At 65.9% G+C, this 14,003-nt stretch carries 15 protein-coding genes; 6 read left to right on the forward strand and 9 right to left on the reverse strand.

Features of this window, described 5'->3' with window-relative positions; all coding sequences use genetic code 11:
* Positions 1–199 precede the first annotated feature (199 nt).
* A complete protein-coding gene (locus ACODSK_RS15430; protein WP_489017273.1) occupies positions 200–787 on the forward strand; it encodes a LysE family translocator in 588 nt (195 codons plus the stop codon).
* Here ACODSK_RS15430 and ACODSK_RS15435 read toward each other — a convergent pair.
* Both ACODSK_RS15435 and ACODSK_RS15440 read right to left on the reverse strand, forming a co-directional pair.
* Entirely contained in the window at positions 776–1,561 is a 786-nt protein-coding gene (locus ACODSK_RS15435; RefSeq protein WP_489017275.1) for an AraC family transcriptional regulator, read from the reverse strand. The two genes, ACODSK_RS15430 and ACODSK_RS15435, sit on opposite strands and share 12 nt — an antisense overlap.
* A 39-nt stretch (positions 1,562–1,600) precedes the next feature.
* Positions 1,601–2,143: a helix-turn-helix domain-containing protein gene (locus ACODSK_RS15440; RefSeq protein ID WP_489017277.1), complete on the reverse strand. Its 543-nt coding sequence runs from the start codon at positions 2,141–2,143 to the stop codon at positions 1,601–1,603.
* 151 nt (positions 2,144–2,294) lie between these two features.
* On the opposite strand from ACODSK_RS15440, the gene ACODSK_RS15445 reads away from it, so the two are divergent.
* The 3 genes from ACODSK_RS15445 (at position 2,295) to dkgB (ending at position 4,990) form a co-directional block, all read left to right on the forward strand.
* The gene (locus ACODSK_RS15445) at positions 2,295–3,077 is read left to right on the forward strand and encodes an aldolase (RefSeq protein WP_489017278.1); all 783 of its coding nucleotides are present in this window, start codon (positions 2,295–2,297) and stop codon (positions 3,075–3,077) included.
* Between the two features lie 19 nt (positions 3,078–3,096).
* Entirely contained in the window at positions 3,097–3,984 is an 888-nt protein-coding gene (locus tag ACODSK_RS15450) for a dihydrodipicolinate synthase family protein (protein ID WP_489017280.1), read from the forward strand.
* 202 nt (positions 3,985–4,186) lie between these two features.
* The gene (gene dkgB, locus ACODSK_RS15455; RefSeq protein WP_489017281.1) at positions 4,187–4,990 is read left to right on the forward strand and encodes a 2,5-didehydrogluconate reductase DkgB; all 804 of its coding nucleotides are present in this window, start codon (positions 4,187–4,189) and stop codon (positions 4,988–4,990) included.
* Here the strand turns inward: dkgB and ACODSK_RS15460 are convergent, their stop codons facing one another.
* Positions 4,991–5,239: a DUF2790 domain-containing protein gene (locus ACODSK_RS15460; protein ID WP_489017282.1), complete on the reverse strand. Its 249-nt coding sequence runs from the start codon at positions 5,237–5,239 to the stop codon at positions 4,991–4,993.
* Positions 5,240–5,391: 152 nt separating this feature from the next.
* Here ACODSK_RS15460 and pdxR point away from each other — a divergent pair, with 152 nt between their 5' ends.
* A complete protein-coding gene (gene pdxR, locus ACODSK_RS15465; RefSeq protein ID WP_489017283.1) occupies positions 5,392–6,825 on the forward strand; it encodes a MocR-like pyridoxine biosynthesis transcription factor PdxR in 1,434 nt (477 codons plus the stop codon).
* Here pdxR and ACODSK_RS15470 read toward each other — a convergent pair.
* Positions 6,818–8,032 (reverse strand): CynX/NimT family MFS transporter, encoded by a 1,215-nt coding sequence (locus tag ACODSK_RS15470; protein WP_489017284.1) that lies wholly within the window; start codon positions 8,030–8,032, stop codon positions 6,818–6,820. The genes pdxR and ACODSK_RS15470 overlap by 8 nt on opposite strands.
* Positions 8,029–8,487 carry a nucleoside deaminase gene (locus ACODSK_RS15475; RefSeq protein WP_489017285.1) on the reverse strand — a complete coding sequence of 153 codons (459 nt, stop codon included), beginning with the start codon at positions 8,485–8,487 and terminating at the stop codon, positions 8,029–8,031. Before ACODSK_RS15475 ends, ACODSK_RS15470 begins: the two co-directional genes overlap by 4 nt.
* A 94-nt stretch (positions 8,488–8,581) precedes the next feature.
* Between ACODSK_RS15475 and ACODSK_RS15480 the strand changes: the two genes are divergently transcribed.
* The gene (locus ACODSK_RS15480; protein ID WP_489017286.1) at positions 8,582–9,433 is read left to right on the forward strand and encodes a LysR substrate-binding domain-containing protein; all 852 of its coding nucleotides are present in this window, start codon (positions 8,582–8,584) and stop codon (positions 9,431–9,433) included.
* 150 nt (positions 9,434–9,583) lie between these two features.
* Here the strand turns inward: ACODSK_RS15480 and ACODSK_RS15485 are convergent, their stop codons facing one another.
* The 4 genes from ACODSK_RS15485 to ACODSK_RS15500 all read right to left on the reverse strand — a co-directional run bounded on the left by ACODSK_RS15485 (position 9,584) and on the right by ACODSK_RS15500 (position 13,878).
* On the reverse strand, positions 9,584–10,042 hold the full coding sequence (locus ACODSK_RS15485; RefSeq protein WP_489017287.1) for a DUF3237 domain-containing protein: 459 nt from the start codon (positions 10,040–10,042) through the stop codon (positions 9,584–9,586).
* Complete coding sequence (locus ACODSK_RS15490) at positions 10,043–11,140, reverse strand: polyamine ABC transporter substrate-binding protein (RefSeq protein WP_489017288.1); 1,098 nt, start codon at positions 11,138–11,140, stop codon at positions 10,043–10,045.
* Between the two features lie 29 nt (positions 11,141–11,169).
* Complete coding sequence (locus tag ACODSK_RS15495; RefSeq protein ID WP_489017290.1) at positions 11,170–12,504, reverse strand: alginate export family protein; 1,335 nt, start codon at positions 12,502–12,504, stop codon at positions 11,170–11,172.
* Between the two features lie 120 nt (positions 12,505–12,624).
* Positions 12,625–13,878, reverse strand: coding sequence for a serine hydrolase domain-containing protein (locus tag ACODSK_RS15500; RefSeq protein WP_489017292.1), 1,254 nt, complete (start codon positions 13,876–13,878; stop codon positions 12,625–12,627).
* Positions 13,879–14,003 lie beyond the last annotated feature (125 nt).

Consider the following 14,003-nt stretch of genomic DNA (forward strand, 5'->3'; position numbering starts at 1 on the left):
AGATACTGTGGCTGACCCAGAACCCTGTGGGAGTCGGCTTGCCGACGATAAGGCCGGCAGTCACACCTGCTTGCCTGCCACCATAGAATCTCCCACAGGGGTCGCGTCGCTCCTGGAGAGGCAAAGGGCAGTTTTCTTCAATACCCGCCACCACCCCCACCACTAGAGTCCAGGCCTCGTTCACTGCAAGAGAACCACCATGAGCCTGACACTCTCCATGGCCGCCTTCGCGCTGGCCTCCTCCATCTCCCCCGGCCCGGTCAACCTGGTGGCCCTGGCCTCCGGCGCCCGGCATGGCCTGCGTCCCGCCCTGCGCCATGTCACCGGGGCGACCCTGGGTTTCTGCCTGCTGCTGTTGCTGATCGGCTTCGGCTTGCACGCGGTGTTGCTGCGCTGGCCGGGACTGACCGAGGCCCTGCGCTGGGCCGGCATCCTGTTTCTGCTGTACATGGCCTGGAAACTCGCCAGCGACGATGGCCGCCTGGGTGACAGCGATCCGCACAAGGCCCCCGGCTACCTCTACGGCGCCGCCATGCAGTGGCTCAATCCAAAAGCCTGGCTGGCCTGCGTCGCCGGCGTCGGAGCGTTCGTCGGTCAGGGCGAGAGCGCCCTGCTCTGGCAATTCACGCTGATCTATCTGGTGATCTGCTACCTGTCCCTGGGCTGCTGGGCCTGGGCCGGTACGGTGATCCGCCAGCACCTGCAAGAACCCCGGCGCATGCGCCTGTTCAACCGCAGCCTGGCCACCCTGCTGGCAGCCAGCGCCGGCTACCTGCTACTGGGCTGAGCGGTAATGCCCCGGGGTCGCCGCCAGGTGCTGCTTGAAGGCCCGTTGCAGGTGGGCCTGGTCGGCGAACCCGGCCTCATGGGCGACCTCGGCGATCAACCGGCCCTGGCGCAACTGGGCACGGGCATAGCGCACCCGGTGATCCAGCAGGTAACCGTGGGGCGTCAGGCCGAAGTGCTGCTTGAAGGCGCGGATCAGGTAGGACGTCGATAACCCCGCCGCCTCGCCGATGTCCTCCAGCTTCAGCGGTTCGGTGCAGTGCCGGCGTATATAGTCCGCCGCCCGCTGCAAACGCTCGTTGCCCTGCCCCGCGTCCGCTGGCGCCGCCTCGATCTGCTCGCGCAGGCGGCCGAAGAAGCACTCGGCGGCGAGGCGCTTGTCCTCGCTGCCGCAGTGGCTGTCGGTGAGACGCTCATACAGCGCCAGCAGGCCGCGATACAGCTCCGGCGAGGTGCTCAGGGTCCGCGCCAGCGGTTCGAAACCCTGCTCGCGCAACCACGGCATATCGACATAGAGCATCAGGTAGGACCAGGGCTGGTCGGCGATCGGATTGCAGGCATGCACCACCCCGGGGTTCATCATCACCACGGTGCCCTCCTCCACCTCATGCCAACGCTGCCCGTCGAAATAGGTGCTGCGCCCGGCGGTGATCGCGCCGATGGAAAACCCTTCGTGGGAATGCCGCGAGTAACAGACCTTGCGTCCGTCGGCGACACCCCGGGCCTCGATGAACGCCAGCGCCGGATCGCGCCAGAAAGTCGAAGCAGTGCTCATCGAAAAATCTCCCGGGGCTGTACGAAAACGTTCACGAGCCTAGCACCCGGCGTCGTGCACCACCACCAGCAACTGCGCCGGCCGCTCGCCCAGGGAACGCAGGCGGTGCGGGGTCTGTGCATTGAAATAGAGGGCATCGCCACGCTCGAGGATGACCCGCTCGTTCATGAAGTCCACCTCGACACTGCCGTCATGGACGAAGAGGAACTCCTCGCCCAGATGCTCCTTGAAGGTGGAGTCGCTGAAGTCCATCGGCGGGCTGATCAGGAACGGCAACAGGCTGCGCTGGCCGATCTGGTTGGCCAGTACCGCGTAGCCCGGGCCCTGCCCGCTGCCGGACAGCGCCTGGCGCTCGCCACTGCGCACCAGACTGTAGCGCGTCGGGTTCGGCGCATCCTCGGCGAACAGCTCCTCGACATTGACGTTCAACGCCCGCGCCAGCTTGAGCGCGGCGGCAATCGACGGGGTATTCAGACCACGCTCGACCTTGGACAGGTAGCTCTTGGTCATGCCGGATTTCTCAGCCAGCACCTCAAGGGTGATGCCGAGTTTTTTCCTTAGTAATTTCAAACGGATAGACATGCGTCGCGGTTGATTCCAGTCAGCCAGGAAACTTTCGGCTTGCAAATGACACTTTGTGTCATATAGCCTTGTTTGTGTCACCAGACAAACCGCCCCGTTCGTTTTCCAGGCAACCGGGGCGGGCTACGCTCACATCACCGAGGATGGCTCGATGACCGACACAATGACACTGCCCAAGGACCAACTGGTCCGGCAGGCCCTTGCGCGGATGCAAGGTTCGCTTGCGGATAATACGTGGACTGTCAGGGAAAAGCTGGCCCTGACCTGTCGCATTCTCTTCGACCGCGGTCACGACTCCGGCCTGGCCGGGCAGATCAGCGCCCGTGGCCCGCAACCCGGGACCTTCTATACCCAGCAACTGGGCCTGGGTTTCGACGAGATCAGCGCCAGCAACCTGCTGCTGGTCAACGAAGACCTGGAGGTGCTCGAAGGCCAGGGCATGGCCAACCCGGCCAATCGTTTCCACAGCTGGCTGTACCGTGCCCGCCCGGACGTCAACTGCATCATCCACACCCACCCGACCCACGTCGCGGCGCTGTCGATGCTGGAGGTGCCGTTGCAGGTGTCGCATATGGACGTCTGCCCGCTGTATGACGACTGCGCCTTTCTCCAGCACTGGCCGGGCGTGCCGGTGGGCAACGAGGAAGGCGAGATCATCGCCGCGGCGCTGGGCGACAAGCGGGCCATCCTGCTCTCCCACCACGGCCAGTTGTCCACCGGCGCCGATATCGAGCAGGCCTGCGTCACCGCCAACCTGATCGAGCGCGCGGCGCAGTTGCAACTGCTGGCGATGTCCGCCGGCAGCGTGCAACCCATCGACCCGGCGCTGGGCCGCGAAGCCCACGACTGGATCGACCGGCCCAAGCGCCACGGCGCGGCCTTCAACTATTTCGCCCGGCAAAGCCTGCGCAAGCACGCCGACTGCCTGAACTGACCTTGCTGGAGCAGCGACCATGAGCAACCTTTTCCACGGCATCATCGGCTACACCGTCACCCCCTTCGCCGGCAGCGACGGCGAGCAACTCGACCTTACCGCCCTCGGCCAGTCCATCGACCGCCTGATCGATGGCGGCGTGCAGGTTATCGCCCCGCTGGGCAGCACCGGCGAAGGCGCCTACCTCAACGACCGTGAGTGGAGCCAGGTGGCGGAATTCAGCCTGGCGCACATTGCCCGGCGGGTGCCGACCATCGTCAGCGTCTCCGACCTGACCACCGCCAACGCCATCCGCCGCGCACGTTTTGCCGAAGCACACGGCGCCGACGCGGTGATGGTGCTGCCGACCGCCTACTGGAAACTCAGCGAGGCGGAGATCCTCCGTCACTACCAGCGCATCAGCGACAGCATCGGCATCCCGATCATGCTCTACAACAACCCGGCCACCAGTGGCACGGACATGTCGGTGCCGCTGATCCTGCGCATCGTCAAGGCGGTGGAGAACGTGACCATGGTCAAGGAGAGCACCGGCGACATCCAGCGCATGCACGCCCTGCAGCAGCTCGGCGAAGGCCAGGTACCGTTCTACAACGGCTGCAACCCGCTGGCCCTGGAAGCCTTTGTCGCCGGCGCAACGGGCTGGTGCACGGCGGCGGCCAACCTGATTCCGGTGCTTAACCAGCAGCTCTATCGCGCGGTGCTGAGCAATGATCTGGAACGGGCGCGGGAGCTGTTCTACCGGCAATTGCCCTTGCTCGACTTCATCCTGAAAGGCGGGTTGCCGGCGACAGTCAAGGCCGGGCTGAAGCTGACCGGGATCGACTGCGGTGTGCCGCGGGCGCCGGTGTTCGCGCTGGATGAGGCGGGGCGGGAGAAGTTGCAGGGGTTGATCCAGCAGTTGGGTTGACGCCGACGGCCTCATCGCTGGCAAGCCAGCTCCCACAAGGACCGCGTGCACCGCTGAACCTGTGGGAGCTGGCTTGCCAGCGATGGGGTCATCAGAGATTCGTGCCCCAAAAGCAAAAATCTTGTGCCCCACCAAGCATTTTTCCACCCCGCCAGCCCCGGGATACTACCCTCATTCCCACCCCACCCGATGAGGACATCCCATGACCCTTCCCCTGTTCGGCCTCGGCACCTTCCGCCTCAAGGACCAGGTGGTCATCGACTCGGTCAGCCAGGCCCTGGAGCTGGGCTACCGGGCCATCGACACGGCGCAGATCTACGGCAACGAAGCCGAGGTCGGCCAGGCCATCGCCGCCAGCGGCGTACCCCGCGACCAGTTGTACCTGACCAGCAAGATCTGGACCGAGAACCTGAGTGCCGAGCGCCTGATTCCCAGTTTCAAGGAAAGCCTGGCCAAGCTGCGCACCGACCACCTCGACCTGACCCTGATCCACTGGCCCTCCCCCGGCGGCAAGGTGCCGGTCAGCGAATTCATGGGCGCACTGCTGCAGGCCAGGGCCGAGGGCCTGACCAAGGAAATCGGCGTGTCCAACTTCACCATCGACCTGCTGCGCCAGGCCATCGCCGTGACCGGTCCCGGCCAGATCGCCACCAACCAGATCGAGCTGCATCCCTATCTGCAGAACCGCCGCCTGGTGGAGTTCATGCACAGCCAGAACGTCGCCGTCACCTCCTACATGACCCTCGGCTACGGCAAGGTCCTGCTGGATCCGCTGATCCAGGAAATCGCCGCGCAGCACCACGCCACTCCTGCGCAGGTCACCCTGGCCTGGGCGATGCAACTGGGCTACGCGGTGATCCCGTCATCGACCAAACGCGCCAACCTTGCCGGCAACCTGAAGGCCGTCGACCTGCGCCTGAGCGATGCGGACATGGCCCGCATCGCCACGCTGGACAGCGGCCTGCGCATCACCGACCCGACAGGCCTGGCACCGCAGTGGGACTGATCAGCCCTGGTCGGAGCACTCCTCCGCCAGCTTCAGGTAGTGCAGCTGCTGTTGCTGGCCGTGAGAGTCCAGGTAGGTCATGGTCGCTTTGACCACCTTGCACTGGTGATCGCCCTGGGGCTCGCGCAGGTCGAGGACCCGGGCGATATCCAGGGGCATGCCGTAGTGGTATTGCGGGATGCCGTCCTGGGACGCATGGGCGGCGCCAGGCAGCAGGAGGACGAGAGGCAAGAGCAAACGCAATTTCATGGCGAATCTCCTTGAAGGAAAGTAACGCACCGAGCTGCGGTCACATCACCTTTGAGTGTGGATTCGCCCTGTCGACTGCGTGGCGCGAGGGGATCAACGGCAGCGCAATCGGTTAATCTGACCAACTGCCTCCCCCCGGAAACCGCTCCCCCATGGAACTGCATATCACCCTGCACGGTCGCAAGGACCTGGCCGACCAGCTCTACCGGCAACTGCGCGATGCGATCGACTGCGGACGCCTGGCCGCCGGCACCCAGTTGCCGCCGACCCGCCTGCTGGCCGAGCAGTTGGGGGTGTCGCGCAAGACCGTGGCCGAGGCCTACTCGCGGCTGACCTCTGACAACCTGCTCAGCGGCCAGGTCGGACGCGGCACCTTCATTACCCCGCAGCCCCTTGCACGGCAGCCCGCCACCACGGAAATCCCCCTGGCCAGCGCGGACAGCCTCGCCCGCTGGCGCGCGAGAGGCATTCCCATGGGCCGTCCGGCCCTGACACAACCGTCGCGCTATGACTTTGTCGGCGGCGCTTCGAGCAAGGCGCATTTCCCCTTCGATGCCTGGCGCCAGTGCGCCCAGCACGCCCTGCGCCAGTGCCAGCGCACCGACACCCGCTACAGCAATGCCCAGGGCCTGCCCGAACTGCGCGAGGCCATCGCCCGGCATATCGCCTTCGCCCGCGGCGTGCGCTGCACGGCGGCGGATGTGCAGGTGTGCAACGGTGCCCAGCAGGCCCTCGACCTGATCGCCCGGGTGCTGATCGAGCCGGGTTGCAGCGTGGCCATGGAAGACCCCGGCTACCCGCCTGCCAGGCATCTGTTCGAAGCCCTCGGCGCGCGGATCCAGCATGTTCCGGTGGATGGCGAAGGGATTCGCGTCGACCGCATCGAAGCCGGCGCGCGACTGATCTACGTGACCCCGTCGCACCAGTTTCCCCTGGGCATGCCCATGAGCCTGGAGCGCCGCCACGCCCTGCTGGCCCGTGCCGCCGAGCTGGGTGCACTGATCATCGAGGACGACTACGACAGCGAGTTCCGCTACGCCAGCCGCCCCACCGACGCCCTGCAAAGCCTCGACGAGCATGGCCTGGTGGCCTACGTCGGGACCTTCTCCAAGACCGTCCTGCCGGAGCTGCGCCTGGGCTATGCGATCCTGCCGCCGGCCTTGCAGGAGCCGGTGCGCATCGCCAAGCAACTGAGCGACTGGCACACCTCGACCCTGAGCCAGTGGGCCCTGGCGCGCTTTATCGGCGAAGGCCACCTGGTCAAGCACATTCGCCGCTGCCACGAGCTCTACGCCGCGCGGCGCGAGCGCATCCTGCAACGGCTGGAGGGTGATTTGAGTCCGTGGTTCGCAGCGGTGCCGACCAGCGCCGGCTATCACCTCAGCGCCCTGGCCAGGGGCGAGCTGGATGTGGAGTTCGTGATCGCCCTGGCGCGCAAGGTGGAAGTGGGACTGTATTCGCTGGCGCCGTTCTACCGCGAAGCACCCGTGAAACCCGGCCTGCTGCTGGGCTTCGGCGCCATCGAACTGCTGGATATCGACCCGGCCCTGGACCGCCTGCGCGATACCCTGCAATCCCTCAGCTAAGCGCGCTGGCCGTCTGCGTCCGGGCGGCCATGGCAGCACTGTAACCCCGTGGGGCGAAGCGCCCGGTGACCAGCAGCATCAGCACCACCGTGATCGTCAGCAGGGTCCAGGACGCCTGGAAATCACCGCTGATATCCCGCAGCCAGCCGGTCAGGTACGGCACCAGCCCGGTGATGATGAAACCGATTCCCTGGACGAAGGCCGCGAGGCCGCCGGCCTGGCGCGGGTCCTTGAGGTGTTCGAGGGTCAGGGTCAGGCTCAGGCTGAAACAGGCGCCAAGGCCGAAGCCGATCAGGCCGACCCACAGTCCAGGCGACAGCGCCGGGTCGAGCAGCAGGCCGGCAAAGCCGATCAACTGCGCGGTCAGCGCCAGCCACAGGCCGGGACGCCGGTCGCTCATGCGCCGCAACAGCAGTGGCAGGCCAAGGGCGCCGAGCACCTGGAAGAGGGTCATTACCCCGACCAGCTCGCCGCCGCCCTTGGCGCTGCCGCCGACCTGCTGATAGTAGGCCGGCAGCCAGGCGACCATGCTGGTGTAGCCGCCATTGATCAGGCCGAAATACACCGCCAGCAGCCAGGCCCGGCGATTGCCGAAGAAATGCCCGCCGCCATTGCCGCCACGCCCGGCGGCGGCTTCCAGGTTCGGTCCGACCAGCCCCAGCAGAAGCAGGGCGAACAGCACCGGCAGCAGCCATACACCCAGGCCGGCCTGCCAATGGCCGAAATGCTCGGCGACCCGTGGCCCGAGCACCGCCGCCAGCCCGCCACCGCTCATCAGCGCCGCCGAGTACACACCCATGGCCAGCGCCAGGCGCCGGGAGAACCAGCGATTGACCAGCCCCGGCATCAGCGCCTGGACGAAGGCCACGCCCAGCCCGGCCAATACCGCACTGGCGATCAGCGCCCCAGCGCTGCCCAGCAGCAGGCGCCACAGGCAGGCCAGGCCGATCGCCCCCAGTCCCAGCAGCAGACCGCCCTGCTCGCTCAGCCAGCGCCGGAGCCACGGCTGCAACAGCGGCACCAGGCCCATGCACAGCACCGGCAAGGCGGTAAGCAGCGCCGCCTGCTGGTAGCCGATGCCGGTGCCGAGGCGGATCTCTTCCAGCAGCGGGCCGATGCTGGTGAGGATCGGCCGCAGGTTGAGCGTCACCGCAATCACCAGGGCCATCAGCGCGACGCCGCGCCAGCGTGAAGTGCTGCCGGTCATCCCTGGCGCACCTGCTGCCAAAGGGCGTAGAGCCCTTCTTCACCTGCCGGTTTCAGCGGGCGCAGAGGCAACGATTGCTGCTGTGGCGCGCGACTCATCTGCTCATAGACCGCAGCCGTGGACAGGCCATAGGGCTCGCCCTCGGCGTTGTCGTAGGCGAACCAGGCCCGCTCGATACCGCACAGGTGCATGGCCGCCAGGCACATGGGGCACGGGTGGCCGCTGGCGTAGATCTCGCAACCCTCCAGGCGCGGCCGACCGAGCACCTGGCTGGCCTGGCGGATGGCCTGCAATTCGGCGTGGGTGGTGGGATCGTTGCTGCTATGGATCTCGTTGACCGCCCGGGCGATCACCCGGTCCTGATGCACCAGAACCGCACCGAAGGGCCGCCCGCCGGCCTGGATATTGTCCCGGGCCAGGGCCACGGCTTCGCGCATGAAGGCTTCGTTAGCCATGTCGCTTCCTCGCTGACGAATGAGGGGGCGATTATCCCGGGCGGCGGGTGTAGCATGAAATTAATTGATTTCATGCATACCAGTGGATTTACGCATGCTTGATCCCCTTCTGCTTCGCGCCTTCGTCACGGTGGTAGAAACCGGCAACTTCACCCGTGCCGGCGAGCGCCTGCACCTGACCCAGTCCACCGTCAGCCAGCAGGTCATCCGCCTGGAGCAGAGCCTCGGCACCCGCCTGCTCGACCGCAGCCAGCGCCAGGTCTGGCCCACCGAGGCCGGTGAGCGCCTGCTTGGTTATGCCCGGCGCATCCTGCGCCTGGAGGAAGAGGCTCGGCAGGCACTGACCCCGGTCCGCAGCGAAACCGCCCTGCGCCTCGGTGCCCCCGAAGACCTGGCCGGAGAGCTGCTCACCGAGGCCCTGCGCGGCTTTATCGGCGAGCGTCCGCACCTGCGCCTTGAGGTCGAAAGCGGCCTGAGCAATCCGCTGCTGCACCTGTACCGCAACGGCGAGCTGGACATCCTCCTGGTCAAGCAATGGGGTGCGGATCGCGATGCCCATGCGCGCTGGGCGGAACCGCTGTCGTGGGTGTGCAGCACTCGAGGGCTGGTCGCCGATGAGCCGCTGCCATTGGTGGTGTTCCCGGTGGGCGCGCTGTATCGGCAGGAGATGATTCACGCGCTGGAAAGCATTGGCCGGCCATGGCGCATCTGCTACTCGGCCACCAGCCTGGCCAGCCTCGGCGCAGCGGTGAGTGCCGGGCTGGGGGTGAGCCTGGTGCCGAGCCGCAGCGTCCTGGAGGGGCATCGGGTGCTGGCGCTGGAGGATGGATTCCCGCCGGTGGAGGGGCTGGAACTGGCGCTGTACGCCAAGGCCGGGCTGGATGGGGATGGGTTGGCGCTGCGGGATTTGCTGCAACAGCTATGTGATGTCCGGGCTCGAGCCTGACCCCTGGGAAACTCCAGGCAGGCAACTAGACCGGGTTGTTGTCAATGGCCTTATCGTCGGCAAGCCGACTCCCACAGGGTTCCGGGTCAGCCACAGTATCTGTGGTCGACACGATCCCTGTGGGAGCTGGCTTGCCAGCGATTGCGTCGCTCAAGCCAGCCGATAACAGTCGATCCGCACCTGATCCACCTGCGGATAGCTCACCCGGCCAATGAAACACGCCTCGCGCAACCAGCCGAGCCGCCCCGCCGCCACCTGGAAACGCGGCGAACAACTGCAGCGATAGCGCTCCGGTGCCAGCGGCCATTGCCCTGCCGCTTCCAGCCTCTGGCCCTCCTCGTCCAGCACCAGTACCCCAAGGTTATGGATATTGATCCGCTCCCCGCGATCACTGAGCAGGCTGTAGCGGGCATCCAGCTCGCCGACCCCGTCAGGCCGCAGCAGGTACTGGTCGGCGCCACCAGGCAAGACCTCACCGCGCACGTCCGGTCCTTCGAAGTCTCCACCGAGGATCGGATAGTTGCTGCGCAGTCCCTCAACGCAAAGCCCCAGTTGCTCCTCCGGGCCGATCCGCACTCGAAGGGTCATCACCCATGTCAGTTGGCTCATTCAGCGATTGCTCTTGATGGTGGTCCAGGTCCGGGTGCGCACCCGCTCCACCGAATTCGGCAGCGGCTCCAGGGCGTACAGGGTGCTGCGCGCAGGCTCCGGGATGTACATGTTCGGGTCGTTGCGGATCGCGTCGTCGACCAGCGCGGTGGCGTCCTTGTTCGGGTTGGGGTAACCGATCCTGTTGCTGATCCGGGCGATCACCTCGGGGCGCAGGATGTAGTCGATGAAGGCGTGGGCCTCCCTGGCATGGGGCGCATTGGCCGGAATCGCCATTACGTCCGCCCACATCGGCGCGCCTTCCTTGGGCAGGGCCATCGCCACCTTGACGCCCTTGCCTGCCGCATTGGCCAGGGTCCGTGCCAGGGCGATGCCACCCGACCAGCCCACCGCCGCGCAGATATCGCCATTGGCCAGGTCCATACCATAGCGCGACGAGTTGAAGTAGCTGATATTCGGCCGCGCCTGGAGCATCAGGGCCTGGGCCTTCTTGTAGTCGGCGGGGTTTTCGCTGTTGGGGTTCAGGCCCTGGTAATGCAGGGCGATGGGCAGGATCTCCCCGGCTGCGTCGAGGAAACCCACCCCGCATGCGGCCAGGCGCGAGAGGTTTTCCGGCTTGAAGATCAGATCCCAGCTATCGAGCCTGGCGTCCGGCCCCAGCGCCTCGCGGACCTTGTCGACGTTGTAGCCGATCAGGGTGGTGCCCCACAGATACGGTACGGCATAGCGGTTGCCGCCATCGCCGACGGCTTCCAGGCTGGTCATGAACGCCGGATCCAGGTGCTGCCAGTTGGCCAGTTGCGCCCGGTCCAGCGGCTGCACGGCACCGGCCTGGATCAGCTTGCCGATATTGGAAGTGCCGGGGAACACCACGTCGTAGCCGGAGTTGCCGGTGAGCAGCTTCGACTCCAGGGTCTCGACGCTGTCGAACACGTCGTACACCGGGCGGATGCCGGTATCACGCTCGAAGTCCTTGAGGATCTCCGGCGGCAGGTACTCGATCCAGTTGTAGATACGCACTTCGGGTTGCGCGGCGCACAGGCCGCTGGCGAGCAAGGCGGCAGCGGCCAGGGCGCTGCGCAGGGAAAGCTTGGCCATGAGAAAAGGCTCCATGAGGCGTTGATGGATCAGTAGCGATAGGTGAAATAGGCTTCGACGGCACTGAAACGCTGGTCATCGCCGAACACCTGGCGCGCCGCCGATTTGCCGCTGACCCAGTTGTAGGAAAGCGAGGTGTACAACCGCGGTGTCGGCGTCCAGTCGAGGTAGATCACCGTCTCGTCGGCGAAGCGTCGGCTGTCCACCGGCATGCCCTGGTAGTTCTTTTCATCGAGCCAGAACTGGTAATGGATGGCGCCGAGGCTGAGGGTCTCGTTGAGCCGGGTCTTGAGGGAGAACTGCTGGACATTCTCGTTGCTGTTGAACAGCAGGTAGTTGCCGGTGATATCGCCGACCAGCCAGGTACTCCAGTCAATAAAGCCCTTGCTCAGGGCATCCCAGCTTTTCTGGCGCTTGTCGCCCAGGTCGTCATCGCCGGAGAAGTGCGCGTAGCGATAACCGAGCACCGGGCTCAATGGCAGGTCGTCGAAGGCATAGTCGGCCTGGGCGTACCAGGCGTTGGCATCGTAGTCGACGCCATCGCCGCTGCCACGCTGCACCGCATATTCGGCATTCAGGGTCAGGGCCGGCACGCCGGGCAGCTTGCCGCGCAAGGCGCGCAGGTTGTAGACCTGCATGCCATCACGCGCCGCCCGCGTCGTACGGTTGCTGGCCAGGGCATCGACCTGCAGGGCCATGGCGCCCAGGGTCACCTGGCCGTCGAGGTCGTAGTCGAGGTTGGCGCCATTGAGGCGGTAATCCCCCTGGTGATCGTCGGTGCGCAGGCTGAAGCCCTGCACCTGCAAGGGGCCGCCGTCCCAGGCCAGCAGCGCCGAATCGCGAAACGCCGTGCGCGGCCCTAGCCAATAGGCGCCATCGCCGAACATGTCGAGATTACCGTCCATGACGATAAAGCCATTGCCCACCAGATAGTTCTGCCGCCCAGCGGTGAACTTCCACTGCCCGGCGCGGAATCCGGCGTAAGCCTCTTCCACCGTGGCGCGGCCATCGCGGCTGTTGCTGTAGCCGCCCGGATCGCCGTCGCCGAAGGTGGTCGCCGCGACCATCGAACCACCGGCCAGCAGACTGAAATCCGGATCGAGGCGATAGTCCAGGGTGACTCCCGGCTTGAGGTAGAACTCCTGCCAGTCGGTGCTTTCGCCGGTATTGCGTCCGCTGCGCAGATCGACGCGACCGGCGCCGAAATTGACATTGCGTGCGCTGAGACTGGCGCCACCGGCACTGAGTGTCAGCTCGCCCTTGAGATCCCCTTGTTCGAACACATAACCGGCCTGCGACCACTGGCTGGCCGACGCAAGGCCGAACGCCAGCGCCACGCCGGCATAACGCGGAGTGCGATGCATATGAAGCTCCTGTGCATTTGTTGTTGTATTACAGGGCAGTAGGGGCGGCGCAGAACGCCGCCAAAACCTGGCAGGCCAGGCGCGGACACCGCCGTCGGCGGCCTCCGGAATTTCTTGTAATCAGCCGCGCAGTCGCGCCGCGATGGCCCGCAGCATGCGCACGCTGTCGGCATCCAGTTCACCCACCGCCTCCGGCAGCGACGACTGCTTGACCATCACCGTGCGCGACGGCACATCGACGAACAGGTACTGGCCATGGATACCGCCGGCCATCAGCGCCTGGCTGTGGTCGTTGAACACGTACCACTGGCTGCGATAGGAGGCGCCAGGGGTCCAGTGGGAAAAGTCCTGATTGGCCGCGTAGATCGCCGGATCGGCGCCGGCGAACAGGCGTGCCACGGCGTCGGCGGCGAGCAGTTGCTGGCCATTGCAACGCCCGCCATCGAGCAACAACTGGCCGAAGCGCGCCATGTCCCGCGCTGTCGCGCTGAAACCGGCGCCAGCAACGCCGCGCCCCCAGGGGTCGGCCATGAAGTAACCGTCGCGCTCGCAGCCCAGGGCGCTCCACACCGACTCCAGCAACGCCGGGCAGGCCACCCCGGCCGCACGCTCCATGACCCAGGCCAGGGCCTCGGTGGTGGCGGTGACGTAATGGAAGAAACCGCCGTGCTCACCCCGCTTGTGCAGCGCCGGCAGGTACTGGTACAGCGACTCGAACTGCCGGTACGCCTCGGGCGTCGGCTGGAAACCGCAGGCATAGCCGTACTGCGAACTCTCCGAGGCGGGGTCGTCGTAGACTTCGCTGTAGGCGATGCCCACCGCCATGTCGAACAACTGGCGCACCGTCGCATCGCCGAAGGCACTGCCTTGCAGCTCGGGAACGTAATGGCTGGCGAGCGCTGCGGGATCGAGCTGGCCGAGCGAGACCAGGTGCTCGCCGAGGGTGCCGATCAACGACTTGGTCACGGAAAACATGATGTGCCGGTCATGGGGCTGCTGGCCGTTGAAGTAGCGCTCGAACACCAGCTTGCCGTCGTGCAGGACGAGGAAGGCGTCGGTGCTGCTCGCCTCCAGGTGCTCGGCAACGCTGACCGACAGGCCGCAGGTACTGGCGAAGGTCCATGCCTCCAGTGCCTGAGGTGCGGACTCGAAATCCCGTGGCGACGGGTTGCCCGCCCGCACCTCGATGCTCGGACGCAACCGCGCCAGATGACGGAAGCCCCAGCGATTGAACGGCGGGCGCATCCAGTTGGCCCAGGTGACGCGCTCGCCCGCAGCGGCGGGAAAACCTTGCATCAGCACGGGTGGAGTGACCGGGGCTTCATGGAGTTCGGCGTACAGCCGGGCCAGGGACGAAGTAGCGGTGTGGCTCATGGGTCGATCCTGAAAAATGACTCTGCGTCGAAGCAGATGCAGGGAAATAATTAATCCTGTAAAAAGTTTTAGTCAATAAATTATTTTACCGATGAAAGCCGGAACGCTATCCTCTGCGCACCGAT

The sequence above is a fragment of the Pseudomonas sp. FG98 genome, from assembly GCF_057808595.1.

Coding starts and splice junctions, on each gene's coding strand:
- ACODSK_RS15495 (WP_489017290.1), bottom strand. CDS start 12,504: ATGCATCGCACTCCGCGTTATGCCGGCGTGGCGCTGGCGTTCGGCCTT.
- ACODSK_RS15485 (WP_489017287.1), bottom strand. CDS start 10,042: ATGAGCCAACTGACATGGGTGATGACCCTTCGAGTGCGGATCGGCCCG.
- dkgB (WP_489017281.1), top strand. CDS start 4,187: ATGACCCTTCCCCTGTTCGGCCTCGGCACCTTCCGCCTCAAGGACCAG.
- ACODSK_RS15440 (WP_489017277.1), bottom strand. CDS start 2,143: ATGTCTATCCGTTTGAAATTACTAAGGAAAAAACTCGGCATCACCCTT.
- ACODSK_RS15500 (WP_489017292.1), bottom strand. CDS start 13,878: ATGAGCCACACCGCTACTTCGTCCCTGGCCCGGCTGTACGCCGAACTC.
- ACODSK_RS15435 (WP_489017275.1), bottom strand. CDS start 1,561: ATGAGCACTGCTTCGACTTTCTGGCGCGATCCGGCGCTGGCGTTCATC.
- ACODSK_RS15490 (WP_489017288.1), bottom strand. CDS start 11,140: ATGGCCAAGCTTTCCCTGCGCAGCGCCCTGGCCGCTGCCGCCTTGCTC.
- ACODSK_RS15450 (WP_489017280.1), top strand. CDS start 3,097: ATGAGCAACCTTTTCCACGGCATCATCGGCTACACCGTCACCCCCTTC.
- ACODSK_RS15480 (WP_489017286.1), top strand. CDS start 8,582: ATGCTTGATCCCCTTCTGCTTCGCGCCTTCGTCACGGTGGTAGAAACC.
- pdxR (WP_489017283.1), top strand. CDS start 5,392: ATGGAACTGCATATCACCCTGCACGGTCGCAAGGACCTGGCCGACCAG.
- ACODSK_RS15460 (WP_489017282.1), bottom strand. CDS start 5,239: ATGAAATTGCGTTTGCTCTTGCCTCTCGTCCTCCTGCTGCCTGGCGCC.
- ACODSK_RS15470 (WP_489017284.1), bottom strand. CDS start 8,032: ATGACCGGCAGCACTTCACGCTGGCGCGGCGTCGCGCTGATGGCCCTG.
- ACODSK_RS15430 (WP_489017273.1), top strand. CDS start 200: ATGAGCCTGACACTCTCCATGGCCGCCTTCGCGCTGGCCTCCTCCATC.
- ACODSK_RS15475 (WP_489017285.1), bottom strand. CDS start 8,487: ATGGCTAACGAAGCCTTCATGCGCGAAGCCGTGGCCCTGGCCCGGGAC.
- ACODSK_RS15445 (WP_489017278.1), top strand. CDS start 2,295: ATGACCGACACAATGACACTGCCCAAGGACCAACTGGTCCGGCAGGCC.